Below are 16397 nucleotides of genomic sequence, written 5' to 3' on the forward strand. Positions count from 1 at the left end.
ATGGCTCATCCGTCATGCTGGAAGTGCCTTTCCTTTCGTTGACCGATTGGGAAGCGACACGCCGGCCGGGTGGACAGACAAGACGGTAATGGGACTCTTTCGACAGGCTCCTATGAAGTCATGTCCGCCTGGCCGCCGCGTTTACGGTGGCACCGCCGGCGGACAGATCCAATCAAGGACAAGCTTGCGCTGTCAGCCAATAGTCGAGTCACACCGGCGGCACCACTCATTCCATCATTACCGCCTATAGTGGCTGCTTTGAGGGCTGTTTTGGGGCCCAAAGCAGCCACTACAGGCCAACGGATTCGGGGACGGAGCTCAGCGGCGGGACGCGGCGGAGACGGAGCTCAGCGCTGCGAGGCGGCGGGGACGGAGCTCAGCGGCGGGAGGCGGCGGCGACGTAGCGGCAGGCTTCCACGAAGGGCTCGAACAGCGCGGCGAGCTGGCCTTCGGGCGAACCGGGCTCCTCCGGGTGCCACTGCACCGCCAGCAGCCAGCCTTCGTCCGGGCGTGCCAGCTCCACCGCTTCGACCACGCCGTCGGGAGCGGTCGCAGACACGCGCAGCCTGTCGCCGAGCCGGCGGACGGCCTGGTGGTGGCCGGACTGGACGGTCACCTCCCCGGCGCCGAGGGCGTCGGCGAGCAGCGTCCCGGGCTCAACAGTCACGGTGTGCCCGATCATCGGCGGACGCTCCTGGTGAACCTTGTGCACGGAGTCCGGCCCGAGGTCCTCGATCAGCGAGCCGGCGAAGGCCACGTTGATCAGCTGCAGCCCGCGGCAGATCCCCAGCACCGGCCGGCCGTTCTCCACCGCCCCGATAACCAGGTCGATCTCGGTCTCGTCCGCCCTCGTGTCCACGCCGTGCACCGTCGGCTCGCCCGTGTTCCCGCCGTAGCGGGACGGATCCACGTCGCCGCCGCCGAGCACCAGCACCCCGTCAAAGTCCACTGCGCTGAACACGTGGCCGGAGGCGGAGTCAATAACGACGGCGTCCGCACCGACCGCGTCGAGGCCCGCCACAGCGTGCCGGGCCAGGTCCGCCAGCTCGTCGGAGAACCACTCCGGCTGCGAGGCAGCACGGTGGGCGTAGCTGACCGCGATCCGCGGCCGCCCGCCGTCGTTATTGCCCATGGCGTCCGTGCCGGGCGCTGCGGGATTCATGCCGGGTAGAGGGGGTTGTGGCCGGCGGTCACGCGCTCGGCCTCGGACACCGGGCCGGGGGCGGTGCCGTCGCCGAAGGGGCTGCCGCCGAGGCTCTCCCGGCCGTGGTCGCTGAGCCAGCTGGCCAGGTCCGGGCCCTGCGGCACGATCTGCGTGGGATTGATGTCCTCGTGCACGATGTAATAGTGCTGCTTGATCTGCACGAAGTCGATGGTGTCGCCGAAGCCGGGCGTCTGGAACAGGTCGCGGGCGTAGCCCCAGAGCGCGGGCATCTCGGCCAGCTTGTTCCGGTTGCACTTGAAGTGGCCGTGGTAGACCGGATCGAAGCGGGCCAGCGTGGTGAATAGCCGGACGTCGGCTTCGGTGATGGTGTCGCCCATCAGGTAGCGGCGGGTGCTGAGCCGCTCCTCGAGCCAGTCCATCGCGGTCCAGAGCCGGTCGTAGGCCTTGTCGTACGCCTCTTGCGAGCCGGCGAAGCCGCAGCGGTAGACGCCGTTGTTGACCTCGGTGAAGACGCGCTTGTTAACTGCGGCCATTTCCTCGCGCAGGTGCTCGGGGTACAGGTCCGGGGCGCCTTCGCGATGGTATTCGGTCCACTCGGTGGCGAAGTCCAGCGTGATCTGCGGAAAGTTGTTCGTGACGACGGCGCCGGAGGCCACCTCCACGATGGCCGGAACGGTGATGCCGCGGGGATAGTTCGGGAAGCGCTTGAAGTAGGCCTCCTGCAAACGTTCGATGCCCAGCACAGGGTCCTTGCCGCCGTCGTCAAGGTCGAAGGTCCAGCTGCGAACATCATGGGTGGGGCCGGGCATGCCGAGGGAAATTACGTCCTCAAGCCCGAGCAGCCGGCGCACGATGATGGTCCGGTTGGCCCACGGGCAGGCGCGGGCGGCAACCAGGCGGTAGCGGCCGGGCTCCACCGGCCAGCGGCCCTCGTTCGGGTTGTCGCCGCCGCGGACGATCCGGTCCTCGATGTAGTGGGTGTCCCGGTTGAACTCTTCGCCGGTGTGTACATAGGCGCCCTTGGTGCTGTAGTCGGTGGTCGCTTCACTGGTTTGGCTCATGCCTTCAGCCTATCGCCGTTGGCTGACAGTCTGCCCCGGAAGGGCGCGATTCCGGCACGCCGGGGCTTGGCCGGCCTCGGCCGCAAATGTGATCCGGGTCGCTAGAGTGGGCCACGTTGGGGACCCTTGTCCGCGGTGCCGGCGGCTTCGCCGGCCACACTCGCACCTAAAGGAGATTCTCCATGTCCACGGTTGACCAGAAGGGCCGGCGCAATCCCGTTGCAGCAGCCATGCGGCCGATCAACAATCTGGTGGAGCGCTTCATACCGAGCGCACTCGTCTTCGCTATCATCCTGACCCTCATCGTGGCGGTCCTGGCGCTCGTGCTGACCGGCGCCGGACCGGTCGAGGTGGTCAAGGGCTGGGGCGACGGGCTGGCGGGCCTGCTGGCCTTCATGACCCAGATGGCCCTGATCCTGCTACTGGGCCACATGCTCGCCAATACCCGCCCGGTCCGGAAGCTGCTGGCCTTCCTGGCCGGCCTGCCCCGCAGTCCTGTCCAGGCCTACGTCTTCGTATTCCTTGTGGCCGCCATCGCGTCGCTGATCACCTGGGGCCTGGGGCTGGTGGTCGGTGCGCTGCTGGCCAAGGAAGTGGCCGCCCAGCTGCGGGCCAAGGGCGTGCGGCTGCACTTCCCCATGCTGGTCGCCGCGGGCTTCTCCGGCTTCGTGGTCTGGCACATGGGCTACTCCGGCTCCGGCCCGCTCACTGCGGCCACCGAAGGTTCCTTCATTGCCGAGCAACTGGGCGGCACCATCCCGATCAGCGAGACCACGTTCTCCCCATGGAACATGCTGGCAGCGGTGGCCACAGTGATCGTCGTCGGCCTGGCGCTGGCTGCGGTAGCGCCGCGCGGTGACGACAAGATCATTGAACTCGAAAAGGATGCCCGGGACGCCGGCGTCGAAATCGAGGAAGACGTGGTCACACCTGCCGACCGGCTGGACGCCAGCCGCATCCTGACGGCCGTGGTGGGACTGGCACTCGCGGCCTACCTCGTGATCCACTTCGCACAGGGCGGGACGCTGACGCTCGACATCGTGAACTGGTCCTTCCTGGCGCTGGTCTTCCTGCTGGTCCGCAACCCGTTCGAGCTGATCGCGCTGACGAAGAACGCCGCCGCCAACGTGGGCGACATCCTGCTGCAGTTCCCGCTCTACGCCGGCATCCTCGGCATCATGACCGCCTCCGGGCTCGTCGCCGTCTTCTCGGACTGGTTCGTCAGCATTTCCACGCCGCAGACCTTCGGCGTGCTGGCGCTGCTCTCCGCCGGCCTGGTCAACTTCTTCGTGCCCTCCGGCGGCGGGCAGTTCGCCGTGCAGGCGCCGATCATGCTGGACGCCGCGGACCGGCTGGGCGTGGATCCGTCCGTGCCCATCATGGCCGTCTCCTACGGGGACCAGTGGACCAACATGATCCAGCCTTTCTGGGCGCTGCCGCTGCTGGCCATCGCCGGCCTCAAGATGCGTGACATCCTCGGCTACACCACGGTCACGCTGCTCGCCTCCGGGCTGGTCTTCGCCGTCACCCTGCTGATTGTCGGAGCCGGTTAGCCCCAGCCGGCGGCCGGCGGTCAGGCGAGTGCAAGGGCCCCGGTCCGCGGTGTTCCATCGTAGCCGCCCTCCGGAACGTCCAGCCCGAAGAGGGCGGCCACAGTCGGAGCCACATCCACCGTCCGCGCGGGCTCGGAGGACACCCCGGCGAGCACAGAGGGACTGCCGCCGCCGATGAAGAACGGGATCGGCTCAGTCGCCGGATGCCCGTGGTTGCCGGGAATCGGGTTCGAGAGAATGTAGGGGTCCGAGAAGCGCCACCCCGCCCGGCAGTACACGGCGAGGTCGCCGGCTTCCGGGCCGAGCCGCAGTTCGGCCGGAGGGTGCACGGACAGCACCCCGGGGTGGGCGGCTACCACTGCGGCCAGCCGCGCCACGGACTCCTCGCGCGCAGCTGCGTCCCCGGTCCAGTACAGCAGGTCCGCCCCGCCGTTCTGGGCGATCTGCACATTCCGCCGAAGTTCCGGGTGCAGCCACAGCTGGTTGTCGATGCTGATCACGTTGGTGGGCAGGGACCAGTCCATCGAATGGTCGGCCAGCACCATGACCACGCTGTTCTCCCAGGTCCCGCGCGCCTTCAGGTGCCGAATGAAGCGGCCCACCTGCAGGTCCGTCGAGGCAAGGGCGGCGGTCCGCGCGGCCTGCAAGGTGGTCCCCGTCAGGTCGGAATGGCCCATCCGGTCGACGTCCCCGAGGTTGGTGAACACCAGGTCCGGATCCGCCGAGTCCACCATGCCGATCAGGGCGTCCACGGTGGAGGCGTCGGGCGCATGGCCGGACACGGGAACGATCGGCGCCGGCTCCCACCGGTAAGTCGCCCGGTCGCCGAAGATACCGTACAGGTACTCCTTGCTGAGCACCGTTCCGGTGGTGAAGCCGGCAGCGTTGAGCCGTTCCAGCAGCGTTACTGCCCGCAGGTCCGACGGCCGGTCCAGCCTGCGCACCGCCCCCTCGGCCCGGTCATAGACCGAGTTGGCCGGCACTCCGGTCCGGTCGGGGCGCAGGCCGGTCATCATCATGACGTGGTTCGGGATCGTCTCCATGATGGGAAGGGACCGCGCCGCCGGAAAGTTGGCACCGCCGTCGCGCATTGCCGCCAGGTTCGGCGTGAGCGCCGCGGTGATCTCGTCGGGCCGGCAGCCGTCCACTACCAGCACGTAGACCTTGGGTTTGGGAAGGTCCCCGGACCCGGCGCCTCCGTTCCTGCCGGGCGCGGCCCAGCCGGCACCCGGGGCAGCGGAAAGCACGACGGCGGCGCCCGAGGCCGCGGCCAGCTTCAGGAAGCTTCGGCGGCCAGTGCGCCCGCTGGTCTGCGCGCCGCTCATGAAAGGATCCCTCCGCTGGCGGGGCGGACCTTCTGGGTGCCGGCAGCGACGGTCCAGGACGCCGTTCGGCTGGTCGCCGAGGCGGGATCCGTCCGGTCCGCCAACCGGTACCAGTCCATCCTCACCTCGGCTGGCGTCACCTCCAGCACCGAGAAGCCGTGCGAATCGAAATCCAGGTACTTGACGTGCGGGTTCAGCGTCCGGATACCGGACTCGACCGTCAGCGACGCGGTGCGCTCGGGCACCCGAAGGATGTCGTCCAGATTGTCGCTGGTCACGGACGTGCACACGAGCTCCGTAGCGGCGGACCGGCCGTTCAAGGGGTAGGTCAGCGGGTCGACGGGCAGGTCGCAGGCCCAGCCGGAGTGGATGTCCCCGGTCAGGAAGACGGTGTCGGTCACAGCGTTGTCCCGCAGGTGCCTCAGGACCTGGTTCCGGTCCGCAACATAGCCGTCCCACTGGTCCACGTTGTAGGGAACGCCGTCGATATTGCGGTCCCCCAGCAGTTCGCTCAGCGCGTGCATTTCCTGCGTGTTCAGGGTGGACGGAAAGCGCACCGGCGTGATCATGACCGGATTCCCCACCAGCTTCCACTGCGGCGCATCATTGCTGAGTCCGGCCAGCAGCCAGTCCATCTGCTCGGCGCCGGTGATCGTTCGGTCCGGATCGTCGATCGCCGGAGCCAACTGGCTGTCAGCCTGCTGGCTCCGATACGAGCGCAGGTCCAGCATCGACAGGCTGGCCAGTGAACCGAACTCCAGCCTGCGGTACAGCTGTCCTCCGGGCTCATAGCGGACCGGCATCCACTCCGCGTAGGCCTGCTGCGCGAAGCCGGAGCGCTCCTGCCAGGTCCCCTCGGCCGGCTCGGTATGGTTCTGCGCGCCGCCGGACCAGGCATCGTTGGCGGACTCGTGGTCGTCCCAGGTAACCACGAACGGTGCCGCGGCGTGCAGGGCCTGCAGGTCCGGATCCGACTTGTACTGCGCGTGCCGGCGGCGGTAGTGCGCCAGCGTGGTCATTTCGACGGCGGGATCTTGGGCACGTACGACGACGTCACGCGCCTGGTACTCGCCGGGGGCGTATTCGTAGAGGTAGTCGCCCAAATGCAGCACCAGGTCCAGGTCGCCGCGGTCGGCCAGGTGCCGGTAGGCCGCGAAGTAGCCGGCCTGGTAGTTGGCGCACGAGACCACACCCATCCGCAGCCGGTCCACTGCTGCGCCAGCTGCCGGAGCAGTGCGGGTCCGGCCAACAGACGAGTATTCCTGGCCGAACCTGAAGCGGTACCAATAGGTCGTGGCCGGCTCCAGCCCGGCGGCCACGACCTTGACAGTGTGGTCCCGCCAGGCGCCGGTCTCCGCCCAGCCTTGTCCGACGAGCCCGGTGAAGTCTGCGTTTCGTGACACTTCCCAGCGGACCCGGGAATCGGCACCCGCACCGGAGCCCGGCATGGCCGAGTCGGCAGGCGTCAGCCTCGTCCAGAGCAGCACGGAATGCGGGTAGGGATCTCCGGAGGCAACGCCGTGCCGGAAGAATCCGGCGGCGGCAGCCTGGGCCGGGGTGCCGGTGGCCAGCAAGCCAGGCAGGGTCGCCGCGGCGGCAAAGACACCGGCGGAACGCAGCAGTTGGCGGCGTGGCAGTACAGTGCCCGAAGGACCGGGCGGCGGGAAGGAGCGGGAAGCAGTCACTCGCAGTATTCAACCCTACCGCCGGGTAATAAAACCTCGGAACCCGGGGCACTTCACCGGCATTTCCCCAAACCTTCGCCGGTTCTTCACGGACGGGGTCGCACGCCAGCCCTCCGCCGCAGCCGTCCCGGCTTCGAACCGAACCGACCCCGGGCTTGCACCCGCCCAGGCTCACGTCGGCAAACCGGCTCAGGCGGCAAAGGCGAACCTGTCCCGCCCGACAAACAGGCCGGTAACCGCTTGCGTGGCTGAAGTGGCGCACAGCAGCGCCAGCGAGGCGAACCAGCCGCCGCTGGCACCGTACAGTGCCCCGAACAGCGGCGGTCCGGCGGCCGCCAGCAGGTAGCCGACGGACTGGGCCATGCCGGAGAGCGCGCTGGCTTCGCGGTGCGTGCGCGTCCGCAGCCCGAACAGCGCCAGCGCGGTGACCAGCGAGCTGCCGCAGCCGAACCCGGCGAGCAGCACCCAGAAGAGCATGGCGCCGGGCAGCAGCATCATCCCGATCACGGCTCCGGCCACCAGCACCGGCGGCAGGGCGGCCGGGAACCGCTGGTCCGGCCCGCGCAGGAGCAGCGGGGTCAGCAGGCTGGCGACGACGCCGATCAGCTGGAACATCATCAAATCCCAGCCCGAGGCCACCTCGCCGCGCCCGTAGAACCGCTCGATCGTCGGCAGCCAGGTAATGCAGATGTAGAAGACCATGGACTGCAGCCCCATGTAGAGCGTGACCTGCCAGGCGACGCCCGATTTCCAGACCGAGCCGCGGACCGGAGCCGGCCCGGTGGTGCCGCGGCGGGCAGCCAGCCCGTGCCGGTCGCTGCGCAGCCTCGGCAGCCACAGCAGCAGCGCCGGAACCGACAGCACAATGTAGGCCGCCAAGGCGAACCGCCAGCCTGCTGCTCCGCCGTCGAACTCCACCAACGACAAGGGAACGGACAGACCGGCGCCCAGGGATGCCACGCCTCCCAGCACCGCGGAATAGGCCCCGGTGAGCGAAGCCATGCGCTCCGGGAAGTCCCGCTTGAGGATCGCCGGCAGCAGCACGTTTCAGACCGCGATCGCCGAGCCGATGATGAACGTCCCGGTCCATAGGAACGCGATGCTCCCCGGAGCCGGGCGCAGCAACGTGCCGGCGGCGAGCACCAGGAGTGCGGCGAAGACGGTCCGCTCCACGCCGAACTTCTCGCTCAGCCCGTGGGCCAGCGGCGACACCGCGCCGAAGGCCAGCAGCGGAACGGCAGCCAGCAGGCCCAACGCCGCGGCGCCCAGTCCGGTATCGGCACCGATCTGGTCCAGCAACGGGCCGACGGCGGTGAGTACCGGCCGCAGGTTGGCGGCGACGACCAGGACGCCCGCAATCAGCAGGGCGCCCGACGCCGCACGCCGGGTTCCCCTCGCAGACTCCGCCACCGGGCCCTCCCTCTTTTGCGTGGCTCCACCCTATGCCAACCTCCGCACCTGCGTGCGCTGCGCGGGAGGTGCCTGCGGGCACGGCAAAGGGGACGCCCCCGCGCCGCCAATTGGCGTACGGGGACGTCCCCTTCAAGCGGCAGGGCCGCTCAACCGGCAGCGCTGCTAAACCGGCAGGGCCGCTAAACCGGCAGCGCCGCGGATCAGCTGGCGTCGGCGGCGTCCGCACCTTCGGCCAGCATCGGCAGGAAGGTATCCAGCGCCCACGGCAGGCTCAGCGGCGAGGCCGCGGAGATGGACAGTGTCAGGGTGTTGTCCGAATCGGCCACCAGCGCGCCGTTTTCGACGGCGGGAATCTGGCCGAGCAGCGGATCGTCCAGGACCTGCTGCTTGGTCTTGGCATCGGGCACCCACGTCACGAAGACGTCGGATTCGAGCTCGTTGGCCTTCTCCGCGGACCACGGGATGAAGAATTCCTTCGAATCCCCGGTGGCTTCGGTGACCACGTCGGCCTGCTTCATCCCGATGCTGTTCAGGAACTTCGGCCGGTTGTCGTTCGCCGTGTAGACGTTCACTCCGTCGCTGGCGGCCGGCTCGAGGTTGCCGTAGATGAAGGTCTTGCCGGCAAGCTGCGGGTACTCGGCGGCCTTGGTCTTGATGGTTTCCTCGGTGCTGGCGATCAGCTCCTCGGCCTCGGCGCTCTTGCCCAGCGCCTTGCCGATCATCTCGGTCGAGGTCTGCCAGTCGGTGCCGTAGGCCGTGTCCGGGAACGCGACCACCGGGGCGATCTTGGAGAGCGTGTCGTAGTCCTCCTGGGTCAGGCCGGAGTAGGCGGCCAGGATGACGTCCGGCGTCAGCGCCGCGATTTCGTCAAACGCGATGCCGTCCGCCTCCGAGTACTGTGCGGGCGCATTCTCCGAGCCGATGGCGGCGCCAAGCTCCTCCAGCTTGGCGTCCTTCCAGGGCGTGGAACCGTTTTCGTTGCCGCCCCACTCCACCTTGGGCATGCCAACAGGAACGACGCCGAGGGCCAAGGAAACGTCGTCGTTCACCCAGGAGACGGTCGCCACGCGTTCGGGCTGCTCCTCGATCACGGTTTCGCCGTAGGCGTGCTCAATGGTGACGGGGAAGGCATCGTTGGATGCCGCGGCCGTCCCGCCGCCGGAGGAGCCGCCCGCGGGTCCGGTGGAACAGGCAGTAAGGGACATCAGGACGACGGCGGCGGCCGCAGCCACCCCGCGCAGTCGGGAAAGGGCCAACGGTGGCCTCCTTGGTCAGGTGACAGAAACAGAAGTAAGGGTAGCCTAGGCTCAGCAGGATTACGGAAAGATTATGTTGCGTATTTAGTTCTGTGACGCCGCTTACCCGCTCGCGCGACGCCTGAGGCGCGCCATGCTCACGAACTCTCCTCCGCCGTCGTTCTTAAGGGAGAAAATGGAACGGGATTGAGGAGCATCATGAGCCGCACGCACAGCACCATGGCCACGCCGATCGGCGAGTTGACCCTCGTCGCCGAGGAGGGGGCGCTCACGGCCATCTACTTTCCCTCGCACAAGCGCCTGCCGGACGCCGCTGCCTTCGGTGAACGCACCGACGAAGGATTCGGCGAGGCCAAGCGGCAGCTGTGCGAATACTTCGCCGGCGAGCGCCGCGAGTTCAGCCTCCCGCTGGCGCCGAAGGGCGACGCCTTCCAGCTCAAGGTCTGGGAACTGCTCCGTGCCATACCCTACGGTCAAACCCGCTCGTACGGGCAGCTGGCGGCGGCCCTGGGCGACCCGCATTTGGCGCAGGCGGTCGGCAACGCCAACGGCCGGAACCCGCTGTCGATCGTGGTGCCCTGCCACCGGGTGGTCGGCGCCGACGGCTCGTTGACAGGCTATGCCGGCGGGCTGGAGCGCAAGCGGTTCCTGCTGGAGCTGGAGGAACCGGCGGAAACCAAGGCCGGGCGGCTTTTCTAGCTGACAGTGGCGCATGCCACAATGAGGACGGGTGCCCCGGTGCCAGCCGCGGGCATCCAAAGGGCGGCGAGGATGCCGTTCAGTGACGATGTGCTGCCGCTAAGGAGAAGACGTGACCATACTTGTCGCCTACGCCCCGCGCCCCGAAGGCCGCGCCGCCCTCGCCAAGGGCATCCAGATGGCCACCGCCCAGAACGAGAAGCTCGTGGTCGTCAATGCCAGCCCCGGCGGCCCGCACAAGGATCCGGCCCTCGCGGACAGCCATGACACCGAGTGGGTCCGGCGTGAAATGGCCGCCTCGGGCCTCGAGACGGAGTTCAAGCAGTTTGTCCCGCGGCAAGGACGCCGTGGAGGAGATCCAGGAGCTGGCCGAAAGCCTGCCCGCCTCGCTGCTGGTCATCGGGCTGCGGAAGCGGACGCCCGTGGGCAAGCTCATCATGGGCAGCACGGCCCAGGAGATCCTCCTGACCGTGGACTGCCCCGTGCTGGCGGTGAAAGCTCGCTAGATGCGGCTCCCGGTCACGGGCCCCTTCGACGGGACAGCGCTCCTGGCGGCCCTCGCCGCGCATGCCGTCCCGGGGCTCGAGGAGGTGGACACCTTCGCCGGGACCTGCACCCGCCTGTTCGACTCCCCTGCTGGCCCGCTCGCCGGCTCCGTCCGGATCGAGCCGGATGGAGTGCAGCTGGACCTGGACACCGGAGACGCTTCTGCCATCAGCACCATTACGACGGCGGTGCGGCGCTGGCTCGACCTCGATCTGGAACCTTACCGTGTGGTGACGGCGCTGGGAGCGGATCCGCTGGTCGGCCCGTTGGTCGCCGCCCGGCCGGGGCTGCGCATCCCCGGCTACCTGGACGGCTTCGAAGGCGCCGTCTGCACCGTCCTTGGCCAGCAGGTCTCGCTGCCGGCCGCACGGACCTTCGCCGGACGGCTCGTTGCGGCGTTCGGGACCGGCCACCCCTCCGGGCTGCGCAGTTTCCCCGCTCCCGAGCGGCTCGCTGCCGCCGGACCCGACGCCATCCAAGCCGCCGTCGGCCTGACCGGCGCCCGTGCGCGGACCGTGCAGGCCCTGGCCGAAGCATGCGCCGACGGCCTCGCGATCTCACCGGACGCCGACCACGCCCTGATCCGCCGGCAGCTGCTCCGGCTCCCCGGCATCGGCCCCTGGACGGCCGATTACCTCGCCATGCGGGCCCTGCACGACCGCAACGCCTTCCCGGAAGGCGACCTCGTGCTGCGGCGGGCCCTCGGCGCGAGCTCGCTCAAGGAAGTGCGCGCGCACGGCAGCTCGTGGACGCCGCTGCGCGCCTACGCCGTCTTCCACCTCTGGACGGACCACGCCTACATCCCCTGAGCGCCGGATGGGCGGCGCCGAAGCGCTGGACTGCCGGGTCTTCAGTGCGGGCTCAGGCGGCTTTCGCTCCGGCCCCGGCCAGCTCGATCCGCTGGAGCAGTCCGGCCGGCAGCTCGATCCCCGAGGCGCCAAGGTTCGTCTGCAGGTGCTCCGGCCGCACAGTGCCGACGACGGCGCTGGTGACGTTCGGATTGTTGAGCACGTAGGCCAGGGCGATCTCGCTGGCCTTCAGCCCCTCGACGTCGTTGATGAAGCGGAACTTCCGGCCCTGGATGAACTTGTGCCGGTGGTTCTTCAGCGCCCGCAGCAGGTACCAGACGTCGCTCGGCGCGGTGATCTTGAAAATGTCCCGCGAATACAAGGTCTGGGCCAGCGGCGACTTGACCATGATGCCCGTCCCCGCCGCGCCGGCGGCCTCGATAACCGGAGCGAGCGAGCGGTCCACCAGGTTGTACTCGACCATCAGGCAGTCGAATATGCCGAGCTTCAAGGCGCGCTTCGCTCCGCCCAGGCCGGTGGATACGCCGAGCGCACCGACCATGCCCTTGTCCTTGAGCTTGAGGACGGCCTCGACGGCCGGATCGGCAGGGTTCGGGTAGCCGTGGAAATGCAGCAGCGGCAGATGGTCCAGCTGCAGCCGGCGCAGGCTCTCCTGCAGGCTCCGCTCCATCGACTGGGGTGAGAAGTCCTTCACGTTGCGCCCGTCGGACCAGAGCGAGCCGACCTTGGTGGAGATGACCAGGTCCTGGGCGCGGCCCTTCAAAATCCGGCCCAGCCGCTCTTCCGCGTTGCCGCGGCTGTAGTTGGGGCCGGTGTCGAACAGGTTCACCCCGCCGTCGAGCGCCTGTTCCACCAGCCGGGCCGCCTGCCGTTCGTCGAAGGCCTTCATGCCCCAGTAGCCACCGGCCCCGAAGCTGATTTCCGATACCGACAGTCCGGACTTCCCGAGCGCCCGCTGCTTCATCACTCTCCCTCGCTGGCCGGAACCGCCCGTTGCGGCCTTTGCCAGCTTAGGGCACCGGCGATTCCCCGGGCGGCAGGCGCGCTGCCGCCGGAGGCCTACGCAGTCCTCCGCTGGACAGGCCTCAGCCCTTGCTGCCGGTGGTGGCGATGCCGCGGACAAAGTGCTTCTGGCCCAGGAAGAACAGGATGATCATGGGCACGGTGGTGATCACGCTGGCCGTCACCACGATCTCCCAGTGCCAGTTTCCGCCGAACCCGAACTGGTCCAGCAGCGCCTTCAGCCCCCGCGGAATCGTGAAGGTGGAGGAATCGCGCAGATAGATCAGCGGACGCATCAGGTCCGTCCAGGCCGCCTGGAACTCAAAGAGCAGGGTCACCACCAGCGCCGGCTTGCACAGCGGCATGGCGATCCGGGTGAACAGGTGCCAGTTGTTGGCCCCGTCCATCCTGGCGGCTTCGAACAGCTCGCGCGGCAGCCCGAGGAAGAACTGGCGCAGCAGGAAGATGTAGAACGCGCTGCCGAAAAGGTTGCCGGCCCACAGCGGAGTCAGCGTCCCCACCTGGCCCAGCCCGTTCCAGATCAGGAAGGTCGGGATCATGGTCACCGCCCCGGGCAGCATCATTGTCGCGAGCACCAGCCCGAACAGCAGGTCCCGCCCGCGGAACCGGAAGTAGGCGAAACCCCACGCCACCATGGCACTCGACAGCGTCACCAGCACGGCGGACAGCACGGTAACGACGGCGGTGTTCCCCAGCCAGAGGGCGAGCGGGGCTTCCTGCCACACCGTCAGGTAGTTCTCGAAGGTGAAGGTCTCCGGGATGAGCTTGTTGTCGAAGACATCGGACCGCGGCTTGAACGACGCGCTCACCAGCCACAGCAGCGGATAGGTGAACATGACCGTGGCCAGGCCCAGGCCGGCCCAGGTCAGGATGCGGGCCAGCGGATTACCGCGCCGGCGCCGCGGCGGCCGGGTGCGTGGGCGCTCCTTGGCAAGATCCGACGGCGGCAGCGCCACCGCCCGTTCCAGCTGGGTCTCAGCCATTGCCGTCTCCCTCGTAGTAGACCATCCGCCGGCCGACGACCATCTGGATGATCGTCACGACCAGCACGATCACGAACAGCAGCCAGGCCATCGCCGAGGCGTAGCCCATGTGCAGGAACTCGAAGGCCTGCTGGAACAGGTAGATGGCGTAGAACAGGGCCGCATCGTTCGAGTAGGTCGAATTCCCGGAGCCGAAGTAGGCCGTGTAGGCCTCGGTGAAGGTCTGGAAAGCGGCGATGGTGTTGACGATGGTCAGGAAGAACAGGCTGCCGCTGATCATCGGAAGCGTGATCCGCCACGTGGTCTGCCAGCTGTTCGCTCCGTCCACGCGCGCCGAATCGTAGAGTTCCTGCGGCACGTTCTGCAGCGCGGCGAGGAGGATGATGGTGGAGGCGCCCAGCGTCCAGAGGCTCATGATGATCAGGCCCGGCTGGATCCAGGCCGGATCCGTGGTCCAGGACGGGCCGGGTATCCCGAACCAGCCCAGCACACCGTTGACCAAGCCGTTCTGCCCGTTGAACAACAGCAGCAGCAGGATGCCGATTGCCACAGGCGGCGTCATCTTGGGGAGGTAGAACACCGTGCGGAAGAACCCGCTGGCCCGCCCGGTCACCCGGTTGAGCAGCATGGCCAGCAGCAGCGACACGATGATGTGCACCGGAACGGAAAACACCGTGTAGATGAAGGTGTTCCACAGCGCCAGCCGGATCTTCGGGTCCTCCAGCATCTGCCCGTAGTTCTCCAGGCCGATGAAGTTGGGATCGTTGATCACGTCGTAGTCGGTCAGCGACAAATAGCCGCTGTAGAGCACCGGCCAGAGCGTGAACACCAGGAAGCCGAGGATCCAAGGGCTGATGAACAGCAGCGCCGCCCGCAGGTTCCGCCGGCGGTTGCGCCGCTGTTGGGGCCGCAGTTCCTGGTCAGTGCGGCTGCGGCCGAGCGGGAGGACACTCATTGCTTACTCCCGCTGGTCCCACTGCTCCCACGCCGCGTCGAGGGCCTGTTGGGCTTCCTGCTGCGCCTGCTGGAGGGATTCGGCCGGTTCGGCCTGGCCATTGAGCACACGGTTGACGGCATCCAGCCAGGCCGTCTTGAACTCTGCGTCCGCGGGGTTGGCGGGCAGCGAGAACGAGTTCTCGTTGGCCTCATAGGAGGCGTTGATGGCGTCGTCCCACTTCGCCTCGTCCACCGGCTTCACGAACTCGGACCGGATCTGCTCATCCGCGGTCGCGTTGCCGGTAAAGAGCCCCGTGAACGGCTTTCCTTCCTCGGCGCGCACGTCCGCGCGAGCCTTGGCCGCGGCCATCCACGTGTCGGTCTGCGTCATCGTCTTGATGAACCGGCAGGCCGCCTCGGGGTTGGCACTGCCGGACGGGATGGCCCAGGCGGATCCGCTGGCGAAGCTCAGCGGCGTCCCGTCCTTGGCCTTGAACGGGGTGAAAGCCAGCGAAGCATCCGGCGACACGTCGTTGAGGATGTTGATGTACCACTGCTCCATCGGCATGGCTCCCAGGCTGTTGCTGGCGAACTGGTTGCCGGCTCCGAAGAAGTCCGCTGAATCGCGGAACGATTTCACGGCGCTGAAGCCGCCCTGCTCTTCGTAGATTCCGACGGCGAATTCCAGTGCTTCGACCACCTTGGGGTCATCCAGCTGCGCGGTCCGGCCGTTCGCCGAAATCAGGTCGGCACCGTTTGCTTTGGCCCAGAGCGGCAGGAATTCAGGCAGTTTGCTGTCGTAGCCGATGACGGACAGCTTGCCGCCGTCGTCCTTGGCCAGTTTTGCCGACGCCGCTGCGAGGCTGTCCCAATTCGAACCGTCCAGCTCCTCCAGCCCCACGCCGGCATCCTCCAGCAGCCCGGCATTGGCCATGACCACCTGCACCTGGTTGAACTCCGGAATGCCATAGACCTGGTCCTCCAAGGTCACCTGTGCGATCGCGGGCTCGCGGAAATCACCGATGGAGATGCCTTCGCCCTCGATGCAGCGGTCGAGGGGAATGATGGCCCCGCGGGAAGCAAAAGTGCCCAGCTGGTCGCGGTTGGCATAGATCAGTTCGGGCGGCTCTCCGGTGGCGACGGCGGAGAGGAACTGCTGGATGTCCAGATCCCCCTCCACCAGGCTGATGTCCACCTCAGGCAGGGCCTCCTTGGCGAGGTCCAGCCGGGTCTCGGCGATCTCGTCGTTCGTGCCGAAGCCCATGACGCTCAAGGCCCCCGCGACCTCGGCCTCCGGATCGAACTCGGCCTCGCTGGCTGTATCGGAGCCGCCGGTCCCGGTGGCGCAGGCCGTCAGCAGCAGTGCTGACGCGGCAACGGAAAGGATGGCTGCGGACGGTCTTCTGGACATCGGTGTCTCCCCTTCGAGAACGGTGCGGTGACTGGACGGGCTAGAGCCCGTAGTGGCTGGCGAGCATCGCTTCCTGCTCGGCGGAGAGGCCCTCTTCTGGATCCGCGTCGATCTCGGGCGAGTCCTTGATGGTTTCGTCGTCGTAGGCGACGAACACGTCCGTGCCCTCCACCCGCGCTCCGGCCATCGGAACGAAGCGCGGCTTGGTTTCCAGCAGGCCCAGGGCCACTGTGATCCACGTGATCCTGCCCGTGTCCCTGTCGCGGTGCACCTGGCCGACGAACCCCAGTTTGCGGCCTTCGCTGTCCCAGGCGGTGGCTTCCTGCAACTCGTGGATGTCCTGGCTCATTCGAATGCTCCTTCGGTCAGTGGCGGACGCCTTCCGAACTGGAAAGCAAGCTTCCTTCTGAACGTAGCAGTCCAGAAGCGCTTGTCAATGAATCCCGCCGTACCGCAGCCAGCCGCCGGCCATGGAACACCTTGGATTGGGGGCGGCCGCCCACGTGCCTGACCCTTCGGCCCGTCCGGAGCC

At 67.9% G+C, this 16397-nt stretch carries 16 protein-coding genes; 4 read left to right on the forward strand and 12 right to left on the reverse strand.

Going from position 1 to position 16397, the window contains the following annotated elements:
- Positions 1-376: 376 nt before the first annotated feature.
- Both D477_RS07735 and D477_RS07740 read right to left on the reverse strand, forming a co-directional pair.
- The gene (locus tag D477_RS07735; RefSeq protein ID WP_081608509.1) at positions 377-1162 is read right to left on the reverse strand and encodes a gamma-glutamyl-gamma-aminobutyrate hydrolase family protein; all 786 of its coding nucleotides are present in this window, start codon (positions 1160-1162) and stop codon (positions 377-379) included.
- Entirely contained in the window at positions 1159-2226 is a 1068-nt protein-coding gene (locus tag D477_RS07740; protein ID WP_005268459.1) for a glutathione S-transferase family protein, read from the reverse strand. Before D477_RS07740 ends, D477_RS07735 begins: the two co-directional genes overlap by 4 nt.
- A gap of 182 nt (positions 2227-2408) precedes the next feature.
- Here D477_RS07740 and D477_RS07745 point away from each other — a divergent pair, with 182 nt between their 5' ends.
- Complete coding sequence (locus D477_RS07745; protein ID WP_005268460.1) at positions 2409-3779, forward strand: short-chain fatty acid transporter; 1371 nt, start codon at positions 2409-2411, stop codon at positions 3777-3779.
- Between the two features lie 20 nt (positions 3780-3799).
- On the opposite strand, the gene D477_RS07750 is transcribed toward D477_RS07745, so the two are convergent.
- The 5 genes from D477_RS07750 to D477_RS07765 form a co-directional block, all read right to left on the reverse strand.
- The gene (locus D477_RS07750) at positions 3800-5104 is read right to left on the reverse strand and encodes an alkaline phosphatase family protein (protein WP_005268461.1); all 1305 of its coding nucleotides are present in this window, start codon (positions 5102-5104) and stop codon (positions 3800-3802) included.
- Complete coding sequence (locus tag D477_RS07755) at positions 5101-6789, reverse strand: alkaline phosphatase D family protein (protein WP_005268462.1); 1689 nt, start codon at positions 6787-6789, stop codon at positions 5101-5103. The genes D477_RS07750 and D477_RS07755 overlap by 4 nt, the downstream gene beginning before the upstream one ends.
- A 189-nt stretch (positions 6790-6978) precedes the next feature.
- A complete protein-coding gene (locus D477_RS07760; protein WP_005268463.1) occupies positions 6979-7833 on the reverse strand; it encodes an MFS transporter in 855 nt (284 codons plus the stop codon).
- Between the two features lie 3 nt (positions 7834-7836).
- Entirely contained in the window at positions 7837-8199 is a 363-nt protein-coding gene (locus D477_RS21110; RefSeq protein ID WP_005268464.1) for a hypothetical protein, read from the reverse strand.
- 203 nt (positions 8200-8402) lie between these two features.
- Positions 8403-9407: an iron-siderophore ABC transporter substrate-binding protein gene (locus D477_RS07765; RefSeq protein WP_081608510.1), complete on the reverse strand. Its 1005-nt coding sequence runs from the start codon at positions 9405-9407 to the stop codon at positions 8403-8405.
- Positions 9408-9656: 249 nt separating this feature from the next.
- Here D477_RS07765 and D477_RS07770 point away from each other — a divergent pair, with 249 nt between their 5' ends.
- The 3 genes from D477_RS07770 to D477_RS07780 all read left to right on the forward strand — a co-directional run bounded on the left by D477_RS07770 (position 9657) and on the right by D477_RS07780 (position 11512).
- The gene (locus tag D477_RS07770; protein ID WP_005268466.1) at positions 9657-10157 is read left to right on the forward strand and encodes a methylated-DNA--[protein]-cysteine S-methyltransferase; all 501 of its coding nucleotides are present in this window, start codon (positions 9657-9659) and stop codon (positions 10155-10157) included.
- 326 nt (positions 10158-10483) lie between these two features.
- Positions 10484-10663, forward strand: a complete 180-nt coding sequence (locus D477_RS23195; protein WP_005268468.1) for a universal stress protein — start codon at positions 10484-10486, stop codon at positions 10661-10663.
- Positions 10664-11512: a DNA-3-methyladenine glycosylase family protein gene (locus D477_RS07780; RefSeq protein ID WP_005268469.1), complete on the forward strand. Its 849-nt coding sequence runs from the start codon at positions 10664-10666 to the stop codon at positions 11510-11512.
- A 52-nt stretch (positions 11513-11564) separates the two neighbouring features.
- Here D477_RS07780 and D477_RS07785 read toward each other — a convergent pair whose 3' ends face one another.
- The 5 genes from D477_RS07785 to D477_RS07805 all read right to left on the reverse strand — a co-directional run bounded on the left by D477_RS07785 (position 11565) and on the right by D477_RS07805 (position 16214).
- The gene (locus D477_RS07785; RefSeq protein WP_005268470.1) at positions 11565-12476 is read right to left on the reverse strand and encodes an aldo/keto reductase; all 912 of its coding nucleotides are present in this window, start codon (positions 12474-12476) and stop codon (positions 11565-11567) included.
- A 121-nt stretch (positions 12477-12597) separates the two neighbouring features.
- The gene (locus D477_RS07790) at positions 12598-13518 is read right to left on the reverse strand and encodes a carbohydrate ABC transporter permease (RefSeq protein ID WP_005268471.1); all 921 of its coding nucleotides are present in this window, start codon (positions 13516-13518) and stop codon (positions 12598-12600) included.
- Positions 13511-14473: a carbohydrate ABC transporter permease gene (locus D477_RS07795; protein WP_005268472.1), complete on the reverse strand. Its 963-nt coding sequence runs from the start codon at positions 14471-14473 to the stop codon at positions 13511-13513. Before D477_RS07795 ends, D477_RS07790 begins: the two co-directional genes overlap by 8 nt.
- Before the next feature lie 3 nt (positions 14474-14476).
- The gene (locus D477_RS07800; RefSeq protein ID WP_005268473.1) at positions 14477-15865 is read right to left on the reverse strand and encodes an ABC transporter substrate-binding protein; all 1389 of its coding nucleotides are present in this window, start codon (positions 15863-15865) and stop codon (positions 14477-14479) included.
- A 40-nt stretch (positions 15866-15905) separates the two neighbouring features.
- Positions 15906-16214, reverse strand: coding sequence for a PRC-barrel domain-containing protein (locus D477_RS07805; protein WP_005268474.1), 309 nt, complete (start codon positions 16212-16214; stop codon positions 15906-15908).
- Between the last annotated feature and the right edge of the window lie 183 nt (positions 16215-16397).

Source organism: Arthrobacter crystallopoietes BAB-32, assembly GCF_000328305.2.
GTDB lineage: Bacteria > Actinomycetota > Actinomycetes > Actinomycetales > Micrococcaceae > Crystallibacter > Crystallibacter crystallopoietes_A.